The sequence below is a fragment of the Catalinimonas locisalis genome (assembly GCF_038039535.1).
Taxonomy (GTDB): Bacteria; Bacteroidota; Bacteroidia; order Cytophagales; family Cyclobacteriaceae; genus Catalinimonas.
Genome location: NZ_JBBPHP010000011.1, coordinates 81,393 through 105,681, shown reverse-complemented (window position 1 = coordinate 105,681; position 24,289 = coordinate 81,393). Strand labels below are relative to the sequence as shown.

The following is a 24,289-nucleotide window of genomic DNA, read 5'->3' as shown; positions in this document are numbered from 1 at the left end:
CTACAGGCATCTTAAGCACAAAATATATTTAATTTTACTCAACCTTTTTTATGCAAAAAAAAAGGTTGAAATTAGGTAAGTATGTTTAATGGTAGGCCAAATTTTTATTACCACTAAATCTACTACTCAACTTTAAACAAGCATTCTATGAATCTCCTATCAACGCTTAAGTTTAGGTGGATATGCTATAAAATACTGCATGTCACACTTACTCTGTTTTTGCTATGTTCCCTCAAGGTACAGGCTCAGGACCAAACCATCCAAGGTAAAGTCACTGATGTCAGCGGTGGTGATCCTATACCAGGTGCAAACATTGTAGTGAAGGGTACCAATACTGGTACCGTAACTGATGCCGATGGTTTTTACAGGATCAATGTCCCTGCTAACAACAATACGCTCATCTATTCCTTCATTGGATATGAAGCTCAGGAAGTAGACATCAATGGCCGTTCCGAGATCAATGTCAGTCTTAGCGAGGGAGTCACCTCTCTTTCTGAGGTGGTGGTGGTAGGCTATGGCACACAACAAAGAAAAGATGTCACCGGTGCAGTGTCTTCGGTTAAAGGAAATCAGATTCAAAATCTGCCCGTTTCGGGCGCTTCCCAGGCCCTGCAGGGAAGGGCTGCCGGAGTAAACGTGGTCAGAAACGGAGGAGCGCCAGGAGATGGCGGTTCTATCCGTATCCGGGGTACTGGAACAGTGAACAATGCAGACCCATTGGTGATCATTGATGGTTTTCCAGCGGGAGGAATCAACGATGTTAACCCCAATGACATTGAATCCATAGAAGTATTAAAAGACGCTTCTGCTTCTGCCATTTATGGAACACGTGCCGCCAATGGCGTAGTCATCATCACAACCAAGCGCGGTGATTTTGGAGAGCAACTTAGCTTTTCTGTGAATGGCTATACCGGGGTATCCAATGCTGTGAACACCATAGATGTGCTGGATGCTCCTACTTTGGCGCAACTTAAAAGAGAAAGGTATAGCAATGATGGAAATCCCATAGACCCCATTTGGGAAGATCCCCAGTACCAGACACAGCTTACCAACTGGCAGGATGAGCTTTTAGGTACAGGTACCGTCAATAACATTGATGTGTCTTTAAGAGGTGGTGGAGAAAATTCTTCCTTCCTTATCTCAGGAGGCTATTTTGACGATCAGGGAATGATCAAAAACTCCTATTTCAGAAGGTTAAGTCTGCGCCTTAATTCTGATCATACTGTAGGGGAAAGACTTAGGATTGGACAAAGTTTACAGATCACCAGCCAGACAGGGAGTGGAGTCAATACCACTTCAGCCCAAACGGGTGTATTGTGGAGTGCCATTCGTTTTCACCCCGGCTTACCGGTAAGGTATGAAGATGGTAGCTGGGGTTCTTCTCAGATCAGTGGAGAATTTGGTGATATCAACAACCCTATTTTCACTGTAACTACACAGGACAACGAAACCAGCAGGCAAAGGCTTTTGGGTAACATCAATGGTGAATTTGATATTACCGAAGGATTATCTTTTAAAGCAAATTTTGGACTGGATGCTACCATACTGGATGAGTATAATTTTGACATCATTATTGACGAACAAATACGGCAAAGAAGCAGAAATTCACTGAGAAGGAGGTACGAAGAAAACTATTCCGTACTGATGGAATACTTCTTAAACTACAATCAGATTTTTGCTGAAAAACATACTGTCAATGCAGTGGCAGGTTATACGCGTCAAACGTTTAACGTGGATGGCTTCTCAGCGCAAAAATTAGACTTCCCTGACGAATCTGATCCGCAACGCTACCTTGATGTAGGTAGTACCCTGGATAATATCGGGGGCAATCGTACCGAGGATGCGCTGATATCCTGGTTTGGCAGAGCCAATTACAATTATGATGAACGTTATCTGCTTACCGCTACATTCAGGGCGGATGGTTCTTCACGCTTTGCTGAAGGTAACAAGTGGGGTTATTTCCCTGCCTTCTCTGCTGGTTGGCGTATTTCAGAAGAAAGTTTTTTCCAAACTAACGGACTTATCAGTAACCTGAAACTTACTGCCGGCTGGGGACAACTAGGTAATCAAAACGTTTCCCGTCTGCAATACCTGGCGCTGATCAGCCGAGGTGTACGCTATTCCTTCGGGGGCAATCAGATCGTAGGTGCCGCCCAAAGCAGAATACCCAACCCCAATATCTCCTGGGAAACTGCTCAAATGACCAACATAGGACTGGAGGTAGGGATGCTGGACAATAAACTGCTTGCCAACTTTAATTACTTCATCAAAGACACCCGTGATATGTTACTTGCTCCTCCCACCATTGGTAGCATAGGTTTAGCCCAGGTACCAGATCAGAACGTAGGTGAGTTACGTAACCAGGGACTTGAGATAGAACTGGGCTACAATGGTTCATCAGGAGATCTGACCTATAGCTTTAGTGCCAATGCTTCTTTCATTAAAAATGAAGTCACCAAACTGTACGATGGTAATTTTCTGGCTTCTACCCGCTACGGAAGACCCAATCAGGAGATTGCCCGTACATTTGAAGGAGAACCGCTGGCAACTTTCTACGGATGGAAAACCGATGGTCTGTACCAGACAGAACAGGAAATAGAATCTGACCCTAATGTTGTAAATGACTCTCGCAGAACGAATGGACAAATTGTGCCCGGTGATGTTCGTTTTGTTGACCTGAATGGCGATGGGCAGATTAATGAAGAAGACAGAACGATATTAGGCAGCCCCCACCCCAATATGGTCTATGGTTTTAATGCAGATTTCGGTTATAAAGGCTTTGACATTTCATTGTTTTTCCTGGGTAATGCCGGGGTAGATATCTACAACGCCGACCGTATGCAGGGCCTTGACCCCACTTATCCCTTCAATATGTATGCGGAGGTCATCAACCGCTGGAATGGTCCTGGCACGAGCAATAGCATACCTCGTATGACGACCAATAGGAATAATCTGAATCATCGTACATCCGATCTATTCATAGAGTCTGGTGACTTTTTGAGACTTAAAAACCTGGTAATTGGCTATACATTGCCCACTTCTCTTACTGAAAACGTGGGAATCAGCAGAGCTAGATTTTTTGTAACAGGGCAGAATGTATTTACCATTACAAATTATTCCGGAATGGACCCTGAGCTCGGTTATATTGATGGTAACCTACAGCTTAATGTAGACTATGCTCAGTATCCTCAGGCACGTACCTGGACAGTGGGCGCTAATATTACCTTTTAACTAAAGCACTTCAATTATCATGAAAATATTTATTCAAAAACTTAGCTTCCTGATTTTGCTCGCTTCCCTTGTTTCTTGCAACAATGAAGAGGTGCTGGAGTCTACCCCTTACGGACAATCTACCTCGGTAGATTTCTGGCGAAATGGTGAAGATGCAGTGGCTGCTGCCAACGCCATGTACGAACCGCTGACGTACGAAGATTTTTACGGCCATGCCGAACATACTTTTGATATACCCTCTGATGACCAGTACCGTGCGGGAGACCATGCAGAGGACCAGGCCATTGAAGAATTTACTTTTGACGCGGATAACCCTCAGCTAGCCTTCAGTTGGAAACCTAAATATGAAATTGTTTCACGAGCCAATGCCGTACTTATCAATGTGCCTGATATAGAAATGGACCAAACATTGAAAAACCGCACCTTAGGGGAAGCTCATTTTATGAGAGGGTTTATGTACTGGCGTCTGGCGGTAATCTATGGAGGTGTACCCCTTATACTGGAAGAAGATGTTCTGAATGGTGAATACAACAAGCCGAGAGCTACACTTGAAGCAACTTATGATCAAATTGAATCTGATTGGCTAATGGCTGCTGACCTACTTCCACTTACACATGATGAAGAAAACCTAGGACGCCCTACTAAGGGTTCAGCCTGGGGATTCCTGGCTAAACTTTCCCTCTATCGTGAAGACTTCCAGAGTACCATAGAGTATGGTAACAATGTCATCAATGGTCCCTATCAGCTGGCAGATAATTTTGGGCAGAATTTCCAGATAGAAACTGAAAATAACTCGGAAATGCTCTTCTCAGTACAGGCACTGGATGGCTGGCAAGGAACCGCGCATATCATTTATACCACTCCCCGTCCCTGGGGAGGCTGGGATTTTCATGAGCCTGTACAGAATCTGGTGGATGAATTTGAAGAAGGAGACCCACGAATGGATTACACTTTGTTTACTCCGGGAGAAATGGTAGACCTGGGAGGAGATCAGGGGCTTACAGAATATACTTCTGACCTTTCTTCCACTGGTTACCACTTCCAGAAATTTGCTTCGTGGAGATCTAGCGGCGGACTGAATGATGGTCAAAATGTACCGATTCTCCGGGCAGCAGACGTTTACCTGCTGGTGGCAGAAGCTAAAATTCGCTCTGGTCAAAGTGGTGATGCTGAAATCAATGCGGTTAGAGAAAGATCAGATTTACCTCCTATTTCTAATGCCACAATGCAGGATCTGATTCATGAAAGAAGAGTAGAACTGGCAGGGGAAAACCAAAGGCATCAGGACCTGATCCGCTGGGACAAGGCAGGAATTGTGGATATTGTAGCCATCTATGCAGAAGATAGAGGTCCCTTTGATCCACCCCGCAATTTTCAGCGACCTAAACATTATCTGTTCGCAATTCCCCAGAGGGAGATAGATTTAAGTAACGGTGTATTGGAACAAAATCCTGAGTATTGATAAATGGGTTAAGCTTTTTTCTGGATAAAATAATTGCCTGATCTGGTGTGATCAGGCTTCTTTTTTAGCGTTATGCGACTAAATGGATTTTTGATAATCTTTATGCTTTTCCAGTCATGCCACCAGTATGATGCGCACGGTATTGAAGGACATTGGCAGTTAGACTCAATACATCACTTTTATAATCATTTTCACTATACCGAGATTGGAGATCAAGCAAGGCAGTACCAATATTCTGAAAATAAACTTCGGATTATTCAAGCCAATAACAAATTGGAAATGCTTTATGAAATTCAGCAGGATACACTCAAGTGGATGGCTACTCATGATGAAAAAAACATTTCTAAATATCAGATCATTTCTCTTAAGCAAAATAACATGATATTAAAAGAAGAACTGAAGCCTTTGTTTTCACAAAGTAACCAGAGCCGATACCAGCTTTATTATTTTTCCCGATTGAGATGAACATACACTGAATCCTGCGCTTCAGCTGTTTTTTCTTCTATGCTTTTCACCATTTCTGGAAGAAACCAAATGCCTCTGCCCGACTGACTTAAGTAGCCGCTACCGCTGTAGAGCTCTATTTTCTGCTGTCTCCCATCTTTAAAATAGATACTTGCGTCCTTTACCTCTTGTCCAAAACTATGGTATTCTCTGCTATTATGAGGGACTTCATACACGATAAGACTATCATTATTCTGGCTAGCCAGTATTAATTCACTTCCATCACTTAGATGCAAATGTGTAAGCGCTTTAGCATCTTCATCCACCCAAAACCCACTACTTTGGGGCGATACCGCCTGAAAATTACCATGACCATCCCCTAATAGCAATAACCCTTTCAAAGCGTCATAAGGCCCGCTGATCACTTCCGTAGCATAAGAGTTACCTGTTAGGAGCAGGTCAGGATAAGAGTCCTGGTTAAAATCATTACTCAACATTCCATATACCGGACCGATCTGCGCTTCTATAGGCAGGGGTTTGACAGCAAAGTTAAAATTCCCAAGGTTCTCCAGATAGCAGCTTCGCATTTCCCGGCTTTCAAGCCACTTAGCACTTTCCAATTGCTGAGGAGAAAAGATGTCTTCAATTTTGGCTTCAGCAAATGAAGTGTAACTGGAATACTGCCTTTTGAGATGATTGAGCTGGCGAAGCATATCATCGCGGGGATGTACCGGATAAGTCACTCCCTCCTGATCGTAAGTCATGATGGCATCTATACGCTGATCCCGGTTAAAATCACTTACAATCAGTTGTAAGGGTGATACGCTGTCTGCCTTATAACGGGAATTAAGGCCCAGGTTTCCCGCTACATAATCAATGTCTCCATCCTGATCAAAATCAGTGCCCAGTATACTGTTCCACCAGCCAGAAAGCTCGGCCAGTACCGGAACAGCTACCTTTTTTAACTTTCCCCTTTGGTTTTGATAAATCTGTGGAGCCATCCACTCTCCTACCACCATCAGATCTTCCCAACCATCCTGATCAACATCCGTCCACAATGCTGAGGTAATCATTCCAGCATTTTTCAGTTGAGGTGCAGCATGGGTAGTCACATCTACAAATTTTCCTCCCTGATTTTCCAGCAGGTAGCTAGTTCCTTCAAGAGGATATTGCTGTGGGGTATGCCTGCCTCCAATGAAAAGATCCAGGTCTCCATCATGATCATAATCCGCTGCTACTACGCAGGCGCTGGCAGTGTTTAGCATCGGCAAAGCAGTGCTGCTCAGCCTAAACTTTCCCTGTCCATCATTGAGATAAAGCCGGTCCTGATAATAGGCTGAACCACTTTTAAACTCATTCCCTCCACTGACAATATACAGATCCTGATCTCCATCACCATCTGCGTCAAAAAATATACTGCCATGATCTTCTTCGTACTTAACGGTATCGCTCAGGGGTTGAGAAGTAAACTTACCATTTATTTGTTGTATGAAAATCTGTCCACTCTGTTCAAATGCTCCTCCCACAAAAAAGTCTTCCAGGCCATCACCATTCACATCAGCTACAGTAACAGCAGGCCCCTGCTGAGAGAGTTTGTGAGGTAAAAGCGGTTGAATGTTAAAATCACCGAAATACTCCTCTTCATGTTTGTAGTGAATATTTCTCTTCTGGTTTGCCAGCACAAAAGTTTGAGCAGGTTCAGCTTTCTTAGCATCCAAAGCTTTTGGAGGTGTGGCCTCAGCACTTTTCAGGCTAAGCTGCTGGTCAACTTTAAGGTCATACAAAACCTGCCAATCTCCCGAGGGCCACGCTATCCGAAGTGAATCCACTTTTGCTGCATTTCCCAATCCAAAGTGGATACGAGGATCTATGGTAGACTGATACCCTCGGTAAGGATAATTTTCGGCAAACAGCACCTTATCAGGAAGATAACACCAGATTTTTGCCCCCAAAGCTGCCAGATTGCCCTCCTCTCCTTCCAGCAGCAATCTGAGCCAATGGTGATTCAAATTTTCTCTCGCAAGATTTTCGTATACAAAAGCAGGCGCATTGGTATTATTGGCCACATAATCCAGATCACCATCATTATCCAGGTCAACATAGACGGCACCTGTTGAATAGGAAGGCTGCTCAAAACCCCATGCGTCTGATACATTTTCAAAGCTTAAATCTGCTTTATTCCTGAAAACCATATTAGGCAGATGCGCCCCTTCTATCTGATTGATCGCCTCCACAAAACGGTCTTTCATCTCTTCGGTATAGGCAGCATTGCTAAATTCCTGCATTTTGTAAGAAGCAAAATCCCTGTTGGTGATATCTCTGGGGTAGCCATTGGTTACCAACAGGTCACGAAAACCGTCCATATCCATATCTGCCCAGAGCGCACTCCAACTCCAGTCAGTGGCCTCTACCCCTGCAAGTTGACCAATCTCACTAAATGCAGCTTGACCATTCGGCTTAAAGCCTCGGTGCCACTGCAAGGTATTCCTCATAAACTGGGGAGCATAACCATACTGTAGCTCTGAGCGGTAGCGGTTGTAGTTAGTCTCTCCAAACATCAGCTTTTTTCTCCTGTTGTCCGGAGGGAGCATGTCAAGCGTAAGAATATCCGGTAGAGCATCATTATCAAAATCAGCTACATCATTTCCCATCGCAGAATAACTCTGATGCCTGAAGTATTCTGAGGCTTTATCGCTAAAGGTTCCATTCTGATTATTAATGTACAATAGATCATTGGAGAGGTAGTCATTAGACACATAGATATCCGGCCAGTTGTCCTGATTGATATCTACTACAGATACGCCCAGCCCGTAGCCTTCAATGGTAATTCCTGCCTCAGCACTTACGTTTTGGTAAATAGGATGCCCTGCTGCCCCTGGGCCATCATTGCGATACAACCTGTCTGTATTGACCATCTCCCCTTTACGTTTTTTGGGCCGGATCACATTAGGCCCCATCTGATCGGTAATGTTGGTGAGCAGGTACATATCCAGATCACCATCCCTGTCATAATCCAGAAAGGTAGCCATGGTGCTGTGTCCGGTGTCTGCCAGCCTATATTCCTCAGCCATTTCTCTGAAGATTGGGTATCCTTCCGGACTATTTTGCTGATTCACATACAGCTCATTCTGTCTTTGTCGAGGATCTGTCTGAGGACCTGCAAAACACACGTAGATATCCGGCCAGCCATCCTGATTAATATCTACAATAGACACTCCGGTAGCCCACTTTCCCGAATTCACTATACCTGCCTGTGTCGTGATTTCTTCAAACTGAAAGTTATCCTGATTGAGATAAAGCTTGTTTTCTCCCTTATTGGAAGAGAAAAAAAGATCCTGCAAGCCATCACGGTTAAAGTCGCCTACGCCTACGCCTGCACCATTATAAAAGTATTCAAAGGTGATGATATTCAGCTCAGGGCTTTCCTGCAGCACATTGGTAAATGACAGCCCGCTTTCTTCCGGCAGTACCAGCCTTAGCATATGTTCGTCCTGCTGCTGCTCAGACTGGCAACCCAGCAGACAGATAACAAAGAGGCTAATTCTGACAATTTTATTCATAAAGGAAGAAGGCTTATTGAATATGCCAATTTGTAAACTCATGGGCTGAGATGTAAAAATTAGAAGTTAAGCTTTTATGAAGAAATGGTATATTGTTTACAGAAATTTAACAAATTTATATCTCTGGAGAAGCAAAGAGTAGTTTAAATTCAGCCTTAAAACTTTAGCTAATTCTTTCCTATGAAAAATACCTATAAACTACCCCTAGCCTTATTCCTGTCTTGCATAGTTTCAAACCTACTTGCCCAGGAAGATTCTACTTTCATAATACTAGAACCCTTTGGCGAACAAAAGCCCTGGACACATGAACGCTTTATCAATGATCCGCAGGTTTTCCAGTTTGCCATCGTCAGTGATCGTACCGGCGGGCACAGAGCGGGTATTTTTGAAAAAGCAGTAGGTAAGCTTAATCTTCTTCAACCCGAATTTGTGATGAGCGTAGGAGACTTCATTGAAGGCTACACCAAAGATGAAAAAGTGATTGAAGAAGAGTGGGATGAATTCAATGGTTTTCTTAGCACTCTGCAAGCACCCTTCTTTTACCTGCCGGGAAACCATGACATTTCTAATGAAGTCATGCGGGAAGCATGGAATGCCAGATATGGTAAAAGCTATTACGCCTTCCTCTACCAGGACGTTTTATTTATCTGCATGGATACCAACGATGGGGATGGCGTCACCTTGAGCGATGAACAGATCAGCTATGTAAAAAATGTGTTGGAAGAGAATACCGAAGTGCGCTGGACGATGCTGTTTATGCACCATCCTATCTGGGATTATCAGGACCTCAGCGGCTTTCAGGATATTGAAGCTACGCTGGAAGGTCGCGACTATACCGTTATTGCCGGGCACCGTCATCGTTATCTCTACGAAGAGAGGTATGATCAAAACTACATCACTCTGGCAACAACCGGTGGAGGCAGTCAACTCAGAGGCCCGTCCTTTGGAGAGTTTGACCATGTGGTTTGGGTAACTATGACCAAAGAAAAGGGACCGGTCATCGTAAACGTAGCCCTGGATGGGATTATTGAGAAAAACATTGTTACCATCAGAGGAAGAGCATTAGCCACTGCCCTTTTAGAGGCCTCAGATATGCCTACCGAAGTACTGCTTGACGAGAAAAATTCATCATCGGGTATGGCCAGCCTACTGGTAGCAAACCCTACGGATGTACCTATGCAGCTAAGCGCATCCCTTTTGCATCATCATCAATTGCAAGCCGATCAAAGTAAGTGGGAGATAAATGTAGCCCCTAATTCCAAAAAAGAAATCAGCTTCCACTTTACCCCTCTGGATGAAAAGCAAACTACAGCAGCATCAGATCCATTTCTGTTGAACTGGGCTTTATCTTATCAGGTAGACAGTCTTAAGGATATGGTACTACAAGGGCAGAAACTTATTGAAGTACAGGCCCATAGCGAATTGAAGATTGAGCCCGAACAATCCAGATTTTTAGAACAGCTTGAATTATCGTTTGACTACCCCTTTGCGGAAACAGAGGTGAGATACACTCTGAACGGGGAGACTCCTGATCTAAATGCTCAGCTTTATGAGAAGCCTTTGTACATTGCTCAAAGTACAAATGTACAAGTGAGGACATTTCGTGAAGGTCTGGCTGGTCCGGTGCAAACTATGGCATTTGAAAAAGTAAAACCGATTAATGCTCAAAAGCTCCGCAATCCTAAGGAAGGTTTGCAGTATCAGTATTATGAAGGCGAGTGGAAAAAGCTACCGGATTTTGACGCTTTAGCTATTGTCAGTGAGGGTGTAGCTACTGATTTTGATGTCGAGAAAATCGCCGGTGAAAGAGAGGACCATTTTGCCTTACAGTACAAGGGTTACATTAAAATTGATGAAGAAGGCATGTATACTTTTAGTATGCGATCCGATGATGGTGCGCGGTTAATCATTTCCGGTCAAAATGTAATAGACAATGATGGCTCGCACAGTACTTCCAGAAAAGAAGGCTATATAGCGCTGAAGGAAGGCTATCACCCCATTGAAATTCAATATTTTGAGGATTTTCTAGGCGAAACACTTGAAATCTTTTACAAAAAGGCTGAGACGGATAAAATGACTGACATCTCTGAAGTTTTATTTTACAAATAATGGATCTTCTTACAAATATTAACTGCCAGTGAAAGAGATAAGATATTCTTCGGCTTCTTTTGCAGAGTCAAGAAAAACTCTCGGACTAAATGGTTTTATAAGTAGGGATGAAGCAACCCACTTAAATGCACATATTTAGAAAAAATGGGTCAATGACGCATCATCAGCGTTGATTGGAGCTTGGCTGGTTGTAGAAAGCAGATTTTCTCCTGAGCAAAATACATCTGGATTAACCATGGCTTTTAGGGATGTTGGTTAACGATATAAAGCACATTCAGCTTAATTAAATTAACTCGTGAAGCGGTACAACAAAATTGTACCGCTTTACTTTTTTACCTTCAAAGGGTAAGTATTTACCAAATTCCTCTCCAATAGTCAACGTTTACTCGCCTTCCAGCTTCACGCTTTCATAGCCTACACAACTGATGTGCAGCTCGTTGGATGCATTAGCTTTCAAGCGGAAAGTACCATTCATATCGGATACAGTGCCAGTGGTGGTTCCGGCTAACAGAATATTAACTCCGGGAAGTGCACCTCCTTCTTCATCGTAGATAGTCCCCGACCATTCACCATTGTTGTAGCTGGCGTCTACTTTGAGCTTATTGTTTATGAATTCTACATCCTCCGCGATAATGATTCCCTGGGTACTATTGTCGGGATTGGTTTTACCATTATTGAGCTTGAAAGTTACCGGCATTACCATGCGTACCCTTACAGGCCGGCCTCTTTGTTTTCCGGGACTGAAAGAAGCAGCATTTTGCAATACCCTTACGGCTTCAGTGTCACAGCCTCCACCAATTCCTTTGATAGTCTTTACATCTGATAAAGAGCCATCTTTTTCAACGACAAACTGTACGAATACACGTCCCTCAATTCCCTGTTGCCGTGCCTCCAGGGGATATTTCATCTCAGTACTGACATAGCGATAGAAAGCGTCCATACCACCAGGATATTCCGGTTGTTCTTCCACCACAGTAAAAACATCTCCTTCCATTTTAGATTTGTCAGAAAGGTAGTCAAAGTTGGCTCCACTCTTTCTAAGTGCAATGTAGATGGCTTTATTAGCCTTGTCTACATTCATCAAATAAATGAGTTCAGGATCAAGGTTTTTCAATTCATCTACCTTGGACATATCATTGTCTTCAGGAATATCTACTTTCATGAATGATAATTCGTCCTGAATCTCTCCTAGCCCCTGCCGCATATCAGCAGGTAGCTGATCAAAGGTAATCGCGTTGCTTTGGCTACCCATTTCTTTGATTTCCTGGTCCAGCTCTTCTGTACACGCAAATACGATAAAAAGTATAGCGGAGAGTACCGATAGGGCCCCAAATTTCCAGGGGCTCACTTTTTTTGCTTGTTGTTTCATTGCTATTAGTCGTTTTAAAATTAAACCGTCATGAAACGAGCTGGCCAGGCTCAGTCCATTGGATTTCAAAGTTGAACTGATCAGTATAGACGAATATTGGTCAATGTTACACGACTTAAGTGCATAGGCATCAGCCTGATATTCGTGTATTTTTTTGATTTCTTTAATGATAAACCATGCGGTAGGGAGCCACCAGAAGCATACTCTGAACAGCTGAAAAAACATTAAGTCGTAAGTATGTCCCAATGATGCATGGGCTTTTTCGTGCTTCAGGATTACATTATAATCATGCTGGTCTTTATCAATTTCATCACTCAAGAATATCCAGTTGAAAAATGTAAAGCTTCCTCTAATGTTTCTGACTTTGCGAATGTACAGCTCATTAAATTTTACATAGCTACTCTGGCGCTCCAGGGAAATGAGGTAGAGTACACCGCTAATAAATTTGAGCAAAAAACATACGCTTATGAATATATATATCCAGATGAGTAGGTCTTTGTTCCAGAATGACACTTCTGCCTGAGCGGTAATGCTCATGGCATCTAATGGAATCGCTTCAAGAGGTACAGCATTTGAAGCTTCCTGGCTTGAAAAGAATAACCTGGGTAGTTTGAGAAAGGGAATCAGCAGTGCCAGGAATGTAGAACCAATAAGGTAAAACCTCAGTTTTGCGTACTGTCGTTCTTTTCTTAGAAAAAACCAGTAGCCCAGCATCAATGCTGTATGAATCACCGAAAGTTCTATTAGATAATTGCTCATGTGTTCTTGTCTTTAAGTTCTTTAAGGAGCTGCTCCAGTTCATGGAGACTAAGTTTATCCTCTTTGGTAAAGAATGAAACCATCTGCTGATATGATCCGCTGAAGTACCTTTTTACAAATCCTTTCATAAAAGACCTGGTGTAGGCCTCTTTGGTAATCACAGGATAATATTTATGTGATTTGCCATGTATTTCATGCTCCACAAACCCCTTCTGCTGTAAGATTCTGACAATTGTAGAAACAGTGTTGTACGCAGGCTTGGGTTCGGGTAATTTTTCAATAATGTCCTTCACAAATGCGGAGTTCAACTCCCAAAGTACCTGCATGATTTCTTCTTCGGCTTTTGTTAATTCTTTCATGGACAAGTCTGTTCTATCCGGGTGTAAACTAAACATTTAGTTAAAACTAAAAAATTAGTTCAAACAATCCAAACTATTTAAACTAAATATTTAGTTTATTGAAAATTGACTTTTTAAAAAGATTGATTTCACTCGCTAACATTGATGTACGCAATACTCTTTTCCAGTATCTCTTAGGTTTCATCCACTTCAGCCAAGTTCTTATATCGCTTGGCTACAGGCATTCAACTAAACTTGCCAGACAATAACCTTTGCTTTATTTTTCACGCAGAATGCGTTTCAGGAACCACTACTTCAAAACTTGTACCTTCTCCGTAGGTGGATTCTACCTGAATGCTGCCGCCTAACTTCTCCAGTGTTTCTTTTACCAAATATAAGCCTAAACCGGTTCCTGATTTACGGTCAGTAGCACGATAAAACATATTAAAAATCTTGGGTAGATGTTCTTTGTGTATACCGATTCCATTATCTACAACTTTTATCCTGACTGAAGAATTTTCAACAATTACTGAGACATGAGCAAATGGATTTTCTCTTCGCAAAAAACTGTACTTCAAGGCATTGGAAATCAAATTGTTCAAAATAATCTTTAACCGCCTGCGGTCTGAGTAGAATGGTTTTCGCTGCCTGACCTGTATTTCTATATGCACTTTGTCCGTTTCAAGCCCATATTTTTGTGACTCCGTTACTTCCTGGAGGATTTCTTTAAAATCAATATTGGTTATTTCAATATCCGTACGAACATTTTTGGAGAGGAGGATTATGTCTTGAATAAAAGCATCTAGCCTTTGAAGGTTATCATTTATAATCTTAATATACTTTTGTTGTTGATGAGGTTGTTTTTCTAATTGTAATAGAGTCAGTAAGCCCATAGCTGAAGTAAGTGGTGCTCTGAGGTCATGAGAGACACTGTAAGCAAAATGATCTAATTCGGCATTGACTTTTCTTAGATGTTGGTTTTGATTTTCCAGTTGTTCCTCATATCCTTTTTTCACACTTATGTCAAAGATTACCCCTTCCAGAACAAGACTACTCTCTTGTTTTATCGCAATTCCGTGCTCCTCTATCCAAATATAATGCCCCTGGCTGTGTTTCATGCGGTAGACAAACTGGTAAGACCTCTGACTCTGTAGTGCTTCTTTGTAATCCTTTCGCACTACTTCCACATCATCAGGGTGCATTAAGTCTTTGATATTCAATTTACCATTCGTAAACTCATCAGCAGCGTACCCTGTCAAGTGCTCCACCTGGCTGCTTATATACAAACATTCGTACTGCGGACTTAAACGGGTGATATAAACCACACCGGGGATGTTTTCAGCCAGTGCTTTAAACTGTTGCTCCTGATGCTGCGCCATATTCAAGGCTTTTCGCAAATCCGTAACGTCATGCACGTAAAAAGTGATACCCATAACTTTTTTGTAAGCATCAAAAATCGGATTTAAAGAAATACGTATGCACAATTCTTTGAACCGAAAAGGGTAAAGGATTTCAGCTGTAACCTTCTCCCCCTGAAAAGCCCGTTCTTGATACTCCTGCCATTTTTCCAAATATTGAAGCGGGTCAACATCCCTTCGGTAGGGAATAACAAACTGCTCATAAGTAACCTGCTCATGAATTTTCTGGCCAGGCAGAATATTGGCCTTATAAAGACGTTTAAGCGCTCCATAGAAGGCTGAGTTGGCCATCGTAAGCGTATTTTCATTGTCAATTGACCAGATGGCATCATCCACGTTTTCTATCAAAGATTCCAGTTGGGCTTTTTGATATTGTACCTCTGTTAAGGCTTTCTTCTGATCGGTTATATTTTGCAGTAACGCCAATATCTGATCAACTTTCCCATTTTTGAAGATCAACGGAATAGTATGAATGATGTAGGTGTTAGTATTAAAAGTTACTTCCAGCTTGCAGTTTTGGCCTTGCAGCGTTGAGTAAAGTGTTCGTTGGAGATCTTTTTCTGCAGTGGAACTTACAGGAAGCACAGTAAGGGGTTTTCCTATAAAGTCATCAGGAGTTTTTCCCAACTTTTCCAGTTCCTTACCGGCAACAAACTGATATCGCCCCTCTCTGTCTACTATCGCCAACGCGCCATTAGGAAAATTTTCAGCTACCAATTGATAAAAAGGAGATTGATCACTTGCATCAGGATTTTCTCTGTTATGACTTTGGTCAGGTGCTGAAGTATGCTCAGAGGTTGAATGGTTGTGACGATCTAAAAATAATGTAATTAATTCCTGCTTGGAAAGCCTTTCAAGCTCATCGCGAGAGTAAGGGTGTAGGTTCATATCTGAGGTTACTAATGAAAGTGGAGTGAGAAGGCAGCTACACTTTAAACCGAATATAAGAAAAAGCGTATTAATTTACTTTTTTTAAGAAACTCCTAGCCCATAGTCCTTTCTGAAAAGGATTAATTTTCATGATCTTTACCCTAATAAACCCTTATTTTTCAGGATAAGGCTATATTGCATGTAAATTCTTGTCATGATTCCAAGGCTTGGCAAATGCTCAACTTCAACGCTTATCAAACAGAAATACTATGGAAACGCTCATTAGCACTGAGTTGGCAGGTAAAGCCCTATTCAGCATGCTATCGCTCTTTTTTGTCTTGCACATTCTTATTATGCTAGGTCTTGTACCCCACGACATTGTATGGGGAGGTAAGATAAAAAGTCGGCAGCAGCTGCTCCGCATGGAATTTATTTCACTTTTCATTTTGGCGATTTTCACCATGCTGGTAGCGCTGCGCATGGGATACCTTCATTTTTTAGATAATCCGTCAGTCATCAAAGGAAGCATGTGGGTTTTGTTTGCTTTTTTTGTGCTCAATACCCTGGGAAATTTTGCCGCGAAAAGTCCAATAGAAAGATATGGTTTTGGTACGCTGACCATCCTGATGTCACTGTGTTGCCTGGTACTGGCTTTGAACTGAATTGGTATTCAGAGAGGCAGATAAATTTACCTCTAAAACATGAGAGAATAGTATGTTCAGAGCTTGAATAGTTCTCTGGCATTCTCATAAAGTAATTTTCTAGTAATGGTATTACTGGGTGCCAATCGCTTGATTGTCGCAATAGTTTGCGTTCCCTGGCACTCTTTCCCTTCACCTACTTCATCATTACAATCACTTCCGTAAAGCAATTTATCCTGATGGCGTTCCATAAATCCTATCGCATGCTCTTCATCTCTCAGCAAGGCATTAAGCCCTGAGCCAGCAGACATATCACCATACATATTGGGATAATCACTGAGCAGTCTGTCCGTAATTCCCCCGTCAGTTGCTTTTCCTTTTGGATAAAGAATACTTTGGTCCTTATGATTTTTATCAATGTTGGCCCACCAGGTTTGTGCATGTCCAATAAAGTTGACTTTGGGGTATTTTTCCAGCATTTTATAAAAGCGATCAAAGCCATAATTGTACATTTCATGCTGCCAGTGCATCAGTACCGGCACGTCATATTCCTGACCTAACGCAAAAATCTTTTGCATTTCAGGAGAATCGCATGCCACACCGAATTTGGATTCTGCAATGATTTTAGCACCTAATTTCAGATACTTTTCAATTTCGCTTACGGCTTCAGGGATATCCGGAACTTCATTAGCGGCAAAGTAAAATTCACCGGGATATTGCTGCGCCAGCGCATAACAGCTTTCATTACCACCCGCTTCGGCCTGTAATCCATTGGCAAATCCTTCATGGGTAGATGCTGAAACCACCGGACGACCAGCAGGAAGCAGTATGGTTTTGCTGATTCCCATTTTTCTCTGGTGAGCGATCATTTGTTCATGGCTTCGTCCGCTATAGTTCGTATGTTGGTGGATATCTATAATTGGCTCATCAGCAAAGCCGGAATTTTTATTTGACAATTTTTCCAGCACAGCTGGTGCTGCTGAAAAAGAAAGTGCCGCGCTCAAACCAAGCTTAGCGTTTTGCTTGATAAAAATACGTCTGGAGTGTAAAGTAGGCTTCATAGCTAATGGGTTGTACATATCAGGAGAGCAAATCGGATATGCTCACTTGAGTAAAGGGGTTATTAATAAAATCAAATTTTCAGTGTTTTGCTGCTCTTAAGCTATACTACAGGAGCCCAATAGGTACAATATCCCTCCGCTTCTACCGGTCCTTTAAAGAGCATACATCCACCACATTTTTTATCTCCCGGAGGTAAATACAAATTGCAATTATTGCACTGATTTTCCTCAATAGGAGACTCATTTACGTAGCCCAGGTTCTCCCTCTTTTGTATTTCCTCTTCACTTACCTCACTCAGTTCCTGACATGGATTGGCGGAAGTTATTTCCCTATTCTGTTCCGTTTCTGATTTTTTGGAAGTACAGTTCTGTAAAATCAATCCCCAGCTTATAAAGGTTGTAGCGAGTCCTATATGTTGGCGTATAAAAGTTCTCCGGCTACACTTTTCTAATATCATATCTAAATGGACTGTATAAAATGATTTGTCAGTTCTTCTATCACTTCAGTTGCATTCTTATCTTCATTGATTTCCATTCCTTCCACAAATGCTGAGTCTTCACTTTTCTTTAAACCTTTGAGTAGCCCCTCTACTCCTGCTCTTTTCCAGTTTGCTTCCATGTTTTCTAACCAGTTTAGATAAGTCAGTATTTCTTTTTGCTGATGCCTGCCTCCTATTACATAAGCAATATCTGCTAAAAAGCTTTGCTTCCAGTCTGCCGCTTCCTGAAAAAAAGTATGCTCTGTAGCAAGAGATAGCAGCAAATCAAAGGATGAACCAGCTTCAGAACTCAGGACAGCCTTTTGAAACCAGGAGTCTTCTCCTTTTTGGCTGATCACCTCAGCCATCGCCCGTACGGTTTCATCATCCTCATATTCACCTAAACTCAGGCAGGCCTGAAAAGCTACCCGGGCAGAGGAATCTTTCAGGCATTCAATCACACTACTCAGCATATCCGGATACCGTTCGGCTAAGATAATTCCATGTTCGCGCACAGCAGGATGAGCATCCATCATGGCCTGCTTTAGCATGTCTTCATCCAACTTATTCAGCCCTTCCAATACATAGAAGGCATGCAATCTTACTCTCGGGTCTGCATGTTGACTAAACATACTGGCTACTTCAGGCACTACCGATTCATCTTGTCTCTCCAGCAGTAATCGCTGTGCCTGCAGCCGCCACCACTGATTGGGATGGGCGAGCAAATCAACCAATTGCTGAGCACTCATAGTGCTCATATCAGGAATGATTTTTTCTTTTGCATCTGCATTCACCGGCCTGATGCGATATATTCTTCCCATCTCACTGCCATTCATAAAATCCATATCCGCTTTCAGGTCTTCGGGAATTGACAAGGGAGTTTCAATATGTTGACGATACATATCAATGACATACAAATAACCATCCGGACCTAGCGTGAAGTTTGCCGGACGGAACCAGGGGTCAGTAGAAGATAAGAACTCTTTTTCCTGCTCAGACTCATGCCTTTTGGCAATATAGGCCGGACTTTCATTTGTTAATGTCAATACATCTCTATGTACGAGATTACCTGCTACATCTCCGGTAAACACATTTCCATAAAACTCTTCTGGGAAGGCATCTCCTGCATATACGGTCCCTCCCGAAGAACCTGTAAAATAATCCTCGGCGTATTCTACCCTATCCAGCCCCTGCTCATCATATTGCTGCTGCCTTCTGCGTGTCCGCTCTGCTCTCCAGTAAGGGGGTGGCGTTTCCTGAAACATGCGCAGATCATGATCAGAAATATTTAATATGGCCGAAGCAGTCGGCATATAGGTATTTCGGTCCATATACCTTTTGGGAATTACGGCATGGCGGATATGGATAGTATTTTGGGTCATAAAACGATGCCCCCAGTCGTTGATAGCAAGCCCAAACTGCGCCGGGCCGGTGGCCAGTGCAAAAGTATCTTTGTCCAGACGAAAGCGAAAATCTCCTCCCTGCATAGCCAGGGGAGGCATATTGGGCTTTCTGCTATAGCTTACTTCACCGGCCTGTCCATGATTGGCAGCATAAACCCAGTTGTCTACACTAAAACTCAAATTGGTGATCTGTGCTTCAGAATTGTTCTCAAAAAATCCACTAAATAGGATTTCTTTTTCATCCGCTTTAAAATCTCCATCTGTATCTTTCAGATAGTAGATATGGGGGGCAGAAGTGACGAGCAGTCCACCTTGCCAGGGTAAAATACTGGTAGCTTCAGAGAGAGTATCGGCAAATATTTTGGCTTCATCAATTCTACCGTCATGATCATGATCTATGAGTAATTTAATACGCCCTTTTCCTTCACCTTCTTTGGGCTTGTAAGGATAGTCGGGCATCTCAACCACATAGATATTTCCCTGCTCATCAAATATCATTGAGACCGGGTCCATGACATACGGTTCTGCTGCAAATACCTCTATTGTGAAGTCATCATGAAGCTGAAAGCTTTGCAGTGCCTGCTCTGGTGTGAGTGCATCAGTATAGTGATCCTCCTTATTACAGGAAATACTTAAAAACACATATAGAAGCAGTGAGGTAGTAAAAAAAAATTTCATTCAGCTACTGGATATATTTCAACTTTAAGGACTGGCAAATGCCGTGTAGGTCTACCTAATGTAAATAATTATTTGCTCTTGCAAAAGAATAGCAGATGCCCTGATGGTATTTTCAAACGTTCATCTACTGCAAGTTATGGCTAACGGTATTTTTAATATCACTCATAGATGAAGCAAACTTTTTTCGTACTGCTGCTACCTCTTCAGGGCTTACTTCAGTGGCCTGATTACCAAAATTTTGCCTGACAAAGCTGAGAATTTCAGCCACTTCCTCATCACTCAAAAAGCTATGCTGGGGCATAACTCCATTATAAACCTCACCTTTCACTTCAATACTGCCTTGCAGGCCATTCAACACAATTTCAATTAATGCGCTTTTATCTCCATTTACCCGTTCAGTGCCATCTAAAGGAGGGAAACGCCCTATCACTCCCTTACCATTCTGCTGATGACAGCTGCCACAATATGTATTGTATAGTTTCTGGCCGGCCAGCAGATTTCTTTGCAGATCGTCATGCACTACATCGGGAGTTTTGATATGGGATAAAAGCTTGCGCTCTTCCATTGACGCCAGGTCCTCTTCACCAAAATTATCGCCCTCACCTTTGTACATCACGCGCCATATTTTACCCTGATTAGACTCGGTAATGTACAATGAGCCATCCGGCCCCTCTGCCAGTCCTACCGGTCGGTATTTTGCATCACTGGTATTGACTAAAGTATCGGTACCGCTAAAGCCATCGGCAAATACTTCCCAATGCCCTTGTGCCTGTCCATTTTCAAAAGGTACAAATACCACGATGTATCCTGACTGCGGATAAGGGGCGCGGTTGGTAGAACCATGAAAAGCGATAAAAGCCCCCTCTTTGTATCGCTCAGGAAACTGGCTCCCATGATAAAACAGTAAATCATTGGGTGCCCAGTGCCCGGGAAAACCCATTACCGGCAAATCCATATCGGCACACCTGCCAATGATGTTGCCATCGCCGCCATACTCTGGTGCCAGTACTTTTCTGCCCTGCATCTGATCATAATAGCAATAAGGCCAGCCATAATCCGCCCCTTCTTCTATTCTCAAAAACTCTTCTGAGGGTAGTACTGCACTTTGCCAGGCAGTAAAACGATCAGGATAGAGGCTGTGCAGATTATCCCTTCCGTGCATCATAATGTACAGATGCTCATCTACCGAATTCCAATCCATAGCCACCACCGAGCGAATACCGTTTGCATAGCGTTCACCATCCTTCTGGGTCAGGCCAGTCTGATCTGCCTTAAACCTCCATATTCCTCCATGTTCCTCAAGTTCAGGGCAAGGGTCCAGTCCCTCTCCATTGGTGGCCCCGTTAGGAGTAGCGCTTAGCTCCTGACAGGCATTGGAAGGAGCACCAAAGGGAACATACATATATCCCTGATTGTCAAAGGCTACCGGTTTGGTGATATGCCAGTGAACACCATGCTCGTGATCATCCCGCAAGACGACTTCCTTTTCACTGCTGGGAATCAGTTCGCCATCGCTTAACTTCTGTCGATAAAGTGTTGTGGCTGAGCTATAGTACAAATAATTATTATGGATAAGCATGCCTGTACCGTAAGAAGTTCTTTGGCTACCTTCAGTACCAAACCTCTGAATAATATCAGCCTTACCATCGCCATTAGTATCCCGAAGCGCGATATTACCGCCCCTCAGGCTATCTGAAGAACTCAGTTTTACATAAATATCACCATTATCGTTAACGGCGAGGTGCCTTGCTCTGCCGATGCTATCGGCCACTACCAGGGCCTCAAAACCAACGGGTAAAAATAGTCCGCCGTTATCGGGATCAGCTAATGGCAATTCATGGTATGGATTACATGCGCAAAGGCTCATGATCAGGCCTAACCAAACAAGTTTTCTCATAAAGATTAATGCGGATAATAGCTTCAAGAATTGTCACTCTTTTTCATATGCCTGTGCAGAAATACCATTCAGATCCCAGACTACTTTTCCGGCGCGAATCGTCAGTTCAGCTTCAAACTTCTGCTTACCTTCCAGCCTGTTACCTCCTGCATCTACATAACCAAATTCTCCCTCTCTTAGTCGTAAAACAGCAATATCTGCTACCGCTCCTTCACTCAAATGACCCAGGTCTTCTCTTTGGATGGACTTTGCAGGATTCCAGGTGGCACGGAGCAGCACTTCATTTAAGGGCATGCCCATGCTTAAATATTTTGACATCACATTCAGCATATCTTTCATCCCGGCATTCATGCTGAAGCGATGCAGATCGGTGCCAAAGGAATTGGGCCAAAGCCCCTGCTGCAGGGCAGGCATGGCTTCGCTATACCAGAAGCCCGCCCCTCCATGGCCTAAGTCAAACAAAACACCTCTTTCTTTGGCTTCCATCACAAAAGGCCTCACGTTTCCCTGCTCATCAATGACCGACATGCGTTCATCCACTTTTTCGTAAGCATGAGTGATGATATCCCCAGGCCTCATACGACTCAACTGATCTTGCAGGGAGTACTGCGGTAAATGACATTCTACGAAAAGAGGCTTTTCCGTTTGTTGACCCGCCAACAAGGCTCTTTCAAAAGGAGTCCATTCGCTTCCTTCGTAATGGCCGATTTTAACCCCCACAATGATATCAGGATACTGCCGCATCACCTTCACTGTCTGCTCTACTTCCATGTCCTCAATATCCTGCTGGCCAGGATTTCCGCTCATGCCCGAACCGGCGATGTTCAGAAAAGCCAGCACTCTGGTTTTGGAAGGCTCAATGACCTGTTCTTTAAATTTCGGAAAATTCCTCCATCCGGAAGTACCGGCATCTACTACTGTAGTAATGCCTGCTTTCAGGGTAAAATCATCGGGTGAGAGGCTGTAGATACCATCGGCAAACTGTCCCACTTTGCTGCCCACAAAAACATGGGTATGGATGTCTATCAGGCCGGGGCAGACATACAAACCTTTCACCTCAATTACTTTTTTCGCTTCTTTTTCGGAGATAGAGGGGGCTAGCTGATAAATTTTACCGTCAGCGATCGCCACGTCCATGAGTGTATCAATATTATTCTTAAGATCAAATACATGTCCCCCCTTAAGCAGCAAATCAATCTCCTGAGCCTGGATGAGTAGAGGAAGTATAAGAAATATTGACACCAGCAATGATTTCCTGATGCCTGTCATTATGGGATGGCTCATTTTCCTGCTTTGTTCATCTCGCTTTTCCAATCCTCCATGCTGATGCCATTCAAGTCCCATACTACTCTACCGGCACGAAGGGTAAGTTCCGTTTCCAGCTTTTCTTTTCCGGGGAGCGTTTTCCTCCTCACATCTACAAAGCCAAAATCGCCTTCTCGCAGCTTGAATACTGCCACATCCGCTTCCGCACCTACGCTGAGATGTCCCAGTTCTTCTTTGCCAATGACCTGAGCAGGAGCCCAGGTAGCTCTTGTAATAGCATCTTCCAGACTCAAGCCCATGGCCATGAACTTTGATAGTACATTGCTCAGGTCTTTCATTCCAGCATTCATGCTTTGAGTGTGCAGATCCGTACTGATGACATTGGCGACAAAGCCCTGCTCCATAGCAGGTACGGCCTGACGCCAGGAAAAGGCACCACCTCCGTGCCCCACATCAAAAACGATCCCTCTTTTCTGTGCTTCAAACACAAAAGGCTTTACCTTATCATTCTCGTCTACTATGGTTTCCCTCTGACTGGGTCCATAGGAATAGGTATGGGTGAAGATATCTCCCGGACGCAGATGCTCCATATACAAGGACTCAATAGATAAGGGAGGATCATGCTCTCCAAAATCCACCATTACCGGTACATCGGCCAGTTCACCTGCTTCCACAGCTTTATCTACCTGAGTGAAGTCACCCCAATAATGCGCTGCTTTGATCCCCACCAAGATTTCAGGATACAACTTCGTAATCATATGGGCGGTCATGACGGGATTCATATCGCTTACATCCTGCTCCTCAAATCGGCCATACATACCCGTGCCCACAATGTTGAGCAGCGCAAGCACCCTGGTATCCGCCTTATCAATGGTCTGCTCTTTGAACTGACGGAAATTTCTCCATCCAGAAGAACCGGCGTCTACTACGGTGGTGACACCTGAGCGGAAAGTAAAACCATCAGGTGCTACGCTGGTAGGCCCGTTGGCGATATACGAGCCTGGCTCATTACCCTGAAACACATGCACGTGCATGTCTATCAAACCCGGCGTAACATATAAGCCATCTACACGAATTACTTTTTCAGCATTGCTTTCCGGGATATTGGCCGCTACCTGAGCTATTTTGCTATCAGTAATACCAATATCCATGACAGCGTTTATGTTGTTTTTAGGGTCAATGACATGTCCCCCTTTCAATAAGATATCTAACTCCTGGGCAAAAGAAGAAGAGGAGAAGGTTAGACAAACAAAAAAGACGATAAAATACGCATACTTATACATTAGGTGCACGAAATGATGGTG

At 43.2% G+C, this 24,289-nt stretch carries 15 protein-coding genes; 5 read left to right on the top strand and 10 right to left on the bottom strand.

Features of this window, described 5'->3' with window-relative positions; translation table 11 throughout:
* Nucleotides 1-147: 147 nt before the first annotated feature.
* The 3 genes from WJR50_RS15825 (at nt 148) to WJR50_RS15815 (ending at nt 5,158) form a co-directional block, all read left to right on the top strand.
* The gene (locus WJR50_RS15825) at nt 148-3,231 is read left to right on the top strand and encodes a SusC/RagA family TonB-linked outer membrane protein (RefSeq protein WP_341294280.1); all 3,084 of its coding nucleotides are present in this window, start codon (nt 148-150) and stop codon (nt 3,229-3,231) included.
* Between the two features lie 19 nt (nt 3,232-3,250).
* Complete coding sequence (locus WJR50_RS15820) at nt 3,251-4,693, top strand: RagB/SusD family nutrient uptake outer membrane protein (protein WP_341294279.1); 1,443 nt, start codon at nt 3,251-3,253, stop codon at nt 4,691-4,693.
* A 102-nt stretch (nt 4,694-4,795) separates the two neighbouring features.
* On the top strand, nt 4,796-5,158 hold the full coding sequence (locus WJR50_RS15815) for a hypothetical protein (RefSeq protein ID WP_341294278.1): 363 nt from the start codon (nt 4,796-4,798) through the stop codon (nt 5,156-5,158).
* Here WJR50_RS15815 and WJR50_RS15810 read toward each other — a convergent pair.
* The gene (locus WJR50_RS15810) at nt 5,137-8,739 is read right to left on the bottom strand and encodes a VCBS repeat-containing protein (protein WP_341294277.1); all 3,603 of its coding nucleotides are present in this window, start codon (nt 8,737-8,739) and stop codon (nt 5,137-5,139) included. The genes WJR50_RS15815 and WJR50_RS15810 overlap by 22 nt on opposite strands.
* A gap of 138 nt (nt 8,740-8,877) precedes the next feature.
* Between WJR50_RS15810 and WJR50_RS15805 the strand changes: the two genes are divergently transcribed.
* Nucleotides 8,878-10,806, top strand: a complete 1,929-nt coding sequence (locus WJR50_RS15805; protein WP_341294276.1) for a PA14 domain-containing protein — start codon at nt 8,878-8,880, stop codon at nt 10,804-10,806.
* 382 nt (nt 10,807-11,188) lie between these two features.
* Here the strand turns inward: WJR50_RS15805 and WJR50_RS15800 are convergent, their stop codons facing one another.
* The 3 genes from WJR50_RS15800 to WJR50_RS15790 all read right to left on the bottom strand — a co-directional run bounded on the left by WJR50_RS15800 (nt 11,189) and on the right by WJR50_RS15790 (nt 15,578).
* On the bottom strand, nt 11,189-12,934 hold the full coding sequence (locus WJR50_RS15800) for a TonB family protein (protein WP_341294275.1): 1,746 nt from the start codon (nt 12,932-12,934) through the stop codon (nt 11,189-11,191).
* Nucleotides 12,931-13,293, bottom strand: a complete 363-nt coding sequence (locus WJR50_RS15795) for a BlaI/MecI/CopY family transcriptional regulator (RefSeq protein ID WP_341294274.1) — start codon at nt 13,291-13,293, stop codon at nt 12,931-12,933. Before WJR50_RS15795 ends, WJR50_RS15800 begins: the two co-directional genes overlap by 4 nt.
* A 263-nt stretch (nt 13,294-13,556) precedes the next feature.
* The gene (locus WJR50_RS15790) at nt 13,557-15,578 is read right to left on the bottom strand and encodes a sensor histidine kinase (RefSeq protein ID WP_341294273.1); all 2,022 of its coding nucleotides are present in this window, start codon (nt 15,576-15,578) and stop codon (nt 13,557-13,559) included.
* A 251-nt stretch (nt 15,579-15,829) separates the two neighbouring features.
* On the opposite strand from WJR50_RS15790, the gene WJR50_RS15785 reads away from it, so the two are divergent.
* A complete protein-coding gene (locus WJR50_RS15785) occupies nt 15,830-16,222 on the top strand; it encodes a hypothetical protein (RefSeq protein WP_341294272.1) in 393 nt (130 codons plus the stop codon).
* Between the two features lie 56 nt (nt 16,223-16,278).
* Here the strand turns inward: WJR50_RS15785 and WJR50_RS15780 are convergent, their stop codons facing one another.
* The 6 genes from WJR50_RS15780 to WJR50_RS15755 all read right to left on the bottom strand — a co-directional run bounded on the left by WJR50_RS15780 (nt 16,279) and on the right by WJR50_RS15755 (nt 24,268).
* A complete protein-coding gene (locus WJR50_RS15780) occupies nt 16,279-17,262 on the bottom strand; it encodes an amidohydrolase family protein (RefSeq protein ID WP_341294271.1) in 984 nt (327 codons plus the stop codon).
* A gap of 101 nt (nt 17,263-17,363) precedes the next feature.
* Complete coding sequence (locus tag WJR50_RS15775; RefSeq protein ID WP_341294270.1) at nt 17,364-17,720, bottom strand: high-potential iron-sulfur protein; 357 nt, start codon at nt 17,718-17,720, stop codon at nt 17,364-17,366.
* 2 nt (nt 17,721-17,722) lie between these two features.
* Nucleotides 17,723-19,822 carry a PVC-type heme-binding CxxCH protein gene (locus WJR50_RS15770; RefSeq protein WP_341294269.1) on the bottom strand — a complete coding sequence of 700 codons (2,100 nt, stop codon included), beginning with the start codon at nt 19,820-19,822 and terminating at the stop codon, nt 17,723-17,725.
* Nucleotides 19,823-19,946: 124 nt separating this feature from the next.
* Nucleotides 19,947-21,719, bottom strand: coding sequence for a PQQ-dependent sugar dehydrogenase (locus tag WJR50_RS15765; protein ID WP_341294268.1), 1,773 nt, complete (start codon nt 21,717-21,719; stop codon nt 19,947-19,949).
* Nucleotides 21,720-21,752: 33 nt separating this feature from the next.
* Complete coding sequence (locus WJR50_RS15760; RefSeq protein WP_341294267.1) at nt 21,753-23,003, bottom strand: amidohydrolase/deacetylase family metallohydrolase; 1,251 nt, start codon at nt 23,001-23,003, stop codon at nt 21,753-21,755.
* Nucleotides 23,000-24,268 (bottom strand): amidohydrolase/deacetylase family metallohydrolase, encoded by a 1,269-nt coding sequence (locus tag WJR50_RS15755; protein WP_341294266.1) that lies wholly within the window; start codon nt 24,266-24,268, stop codon nt 23,000-23,002. The genes WJR50_RS15760 and WJR50_RS15755 overlap by 4 nt, the downstream gene beginning before the upstream one ends.
* Nucleotides 24,269-24,289 lie beyond the last annotated feature (21 nt).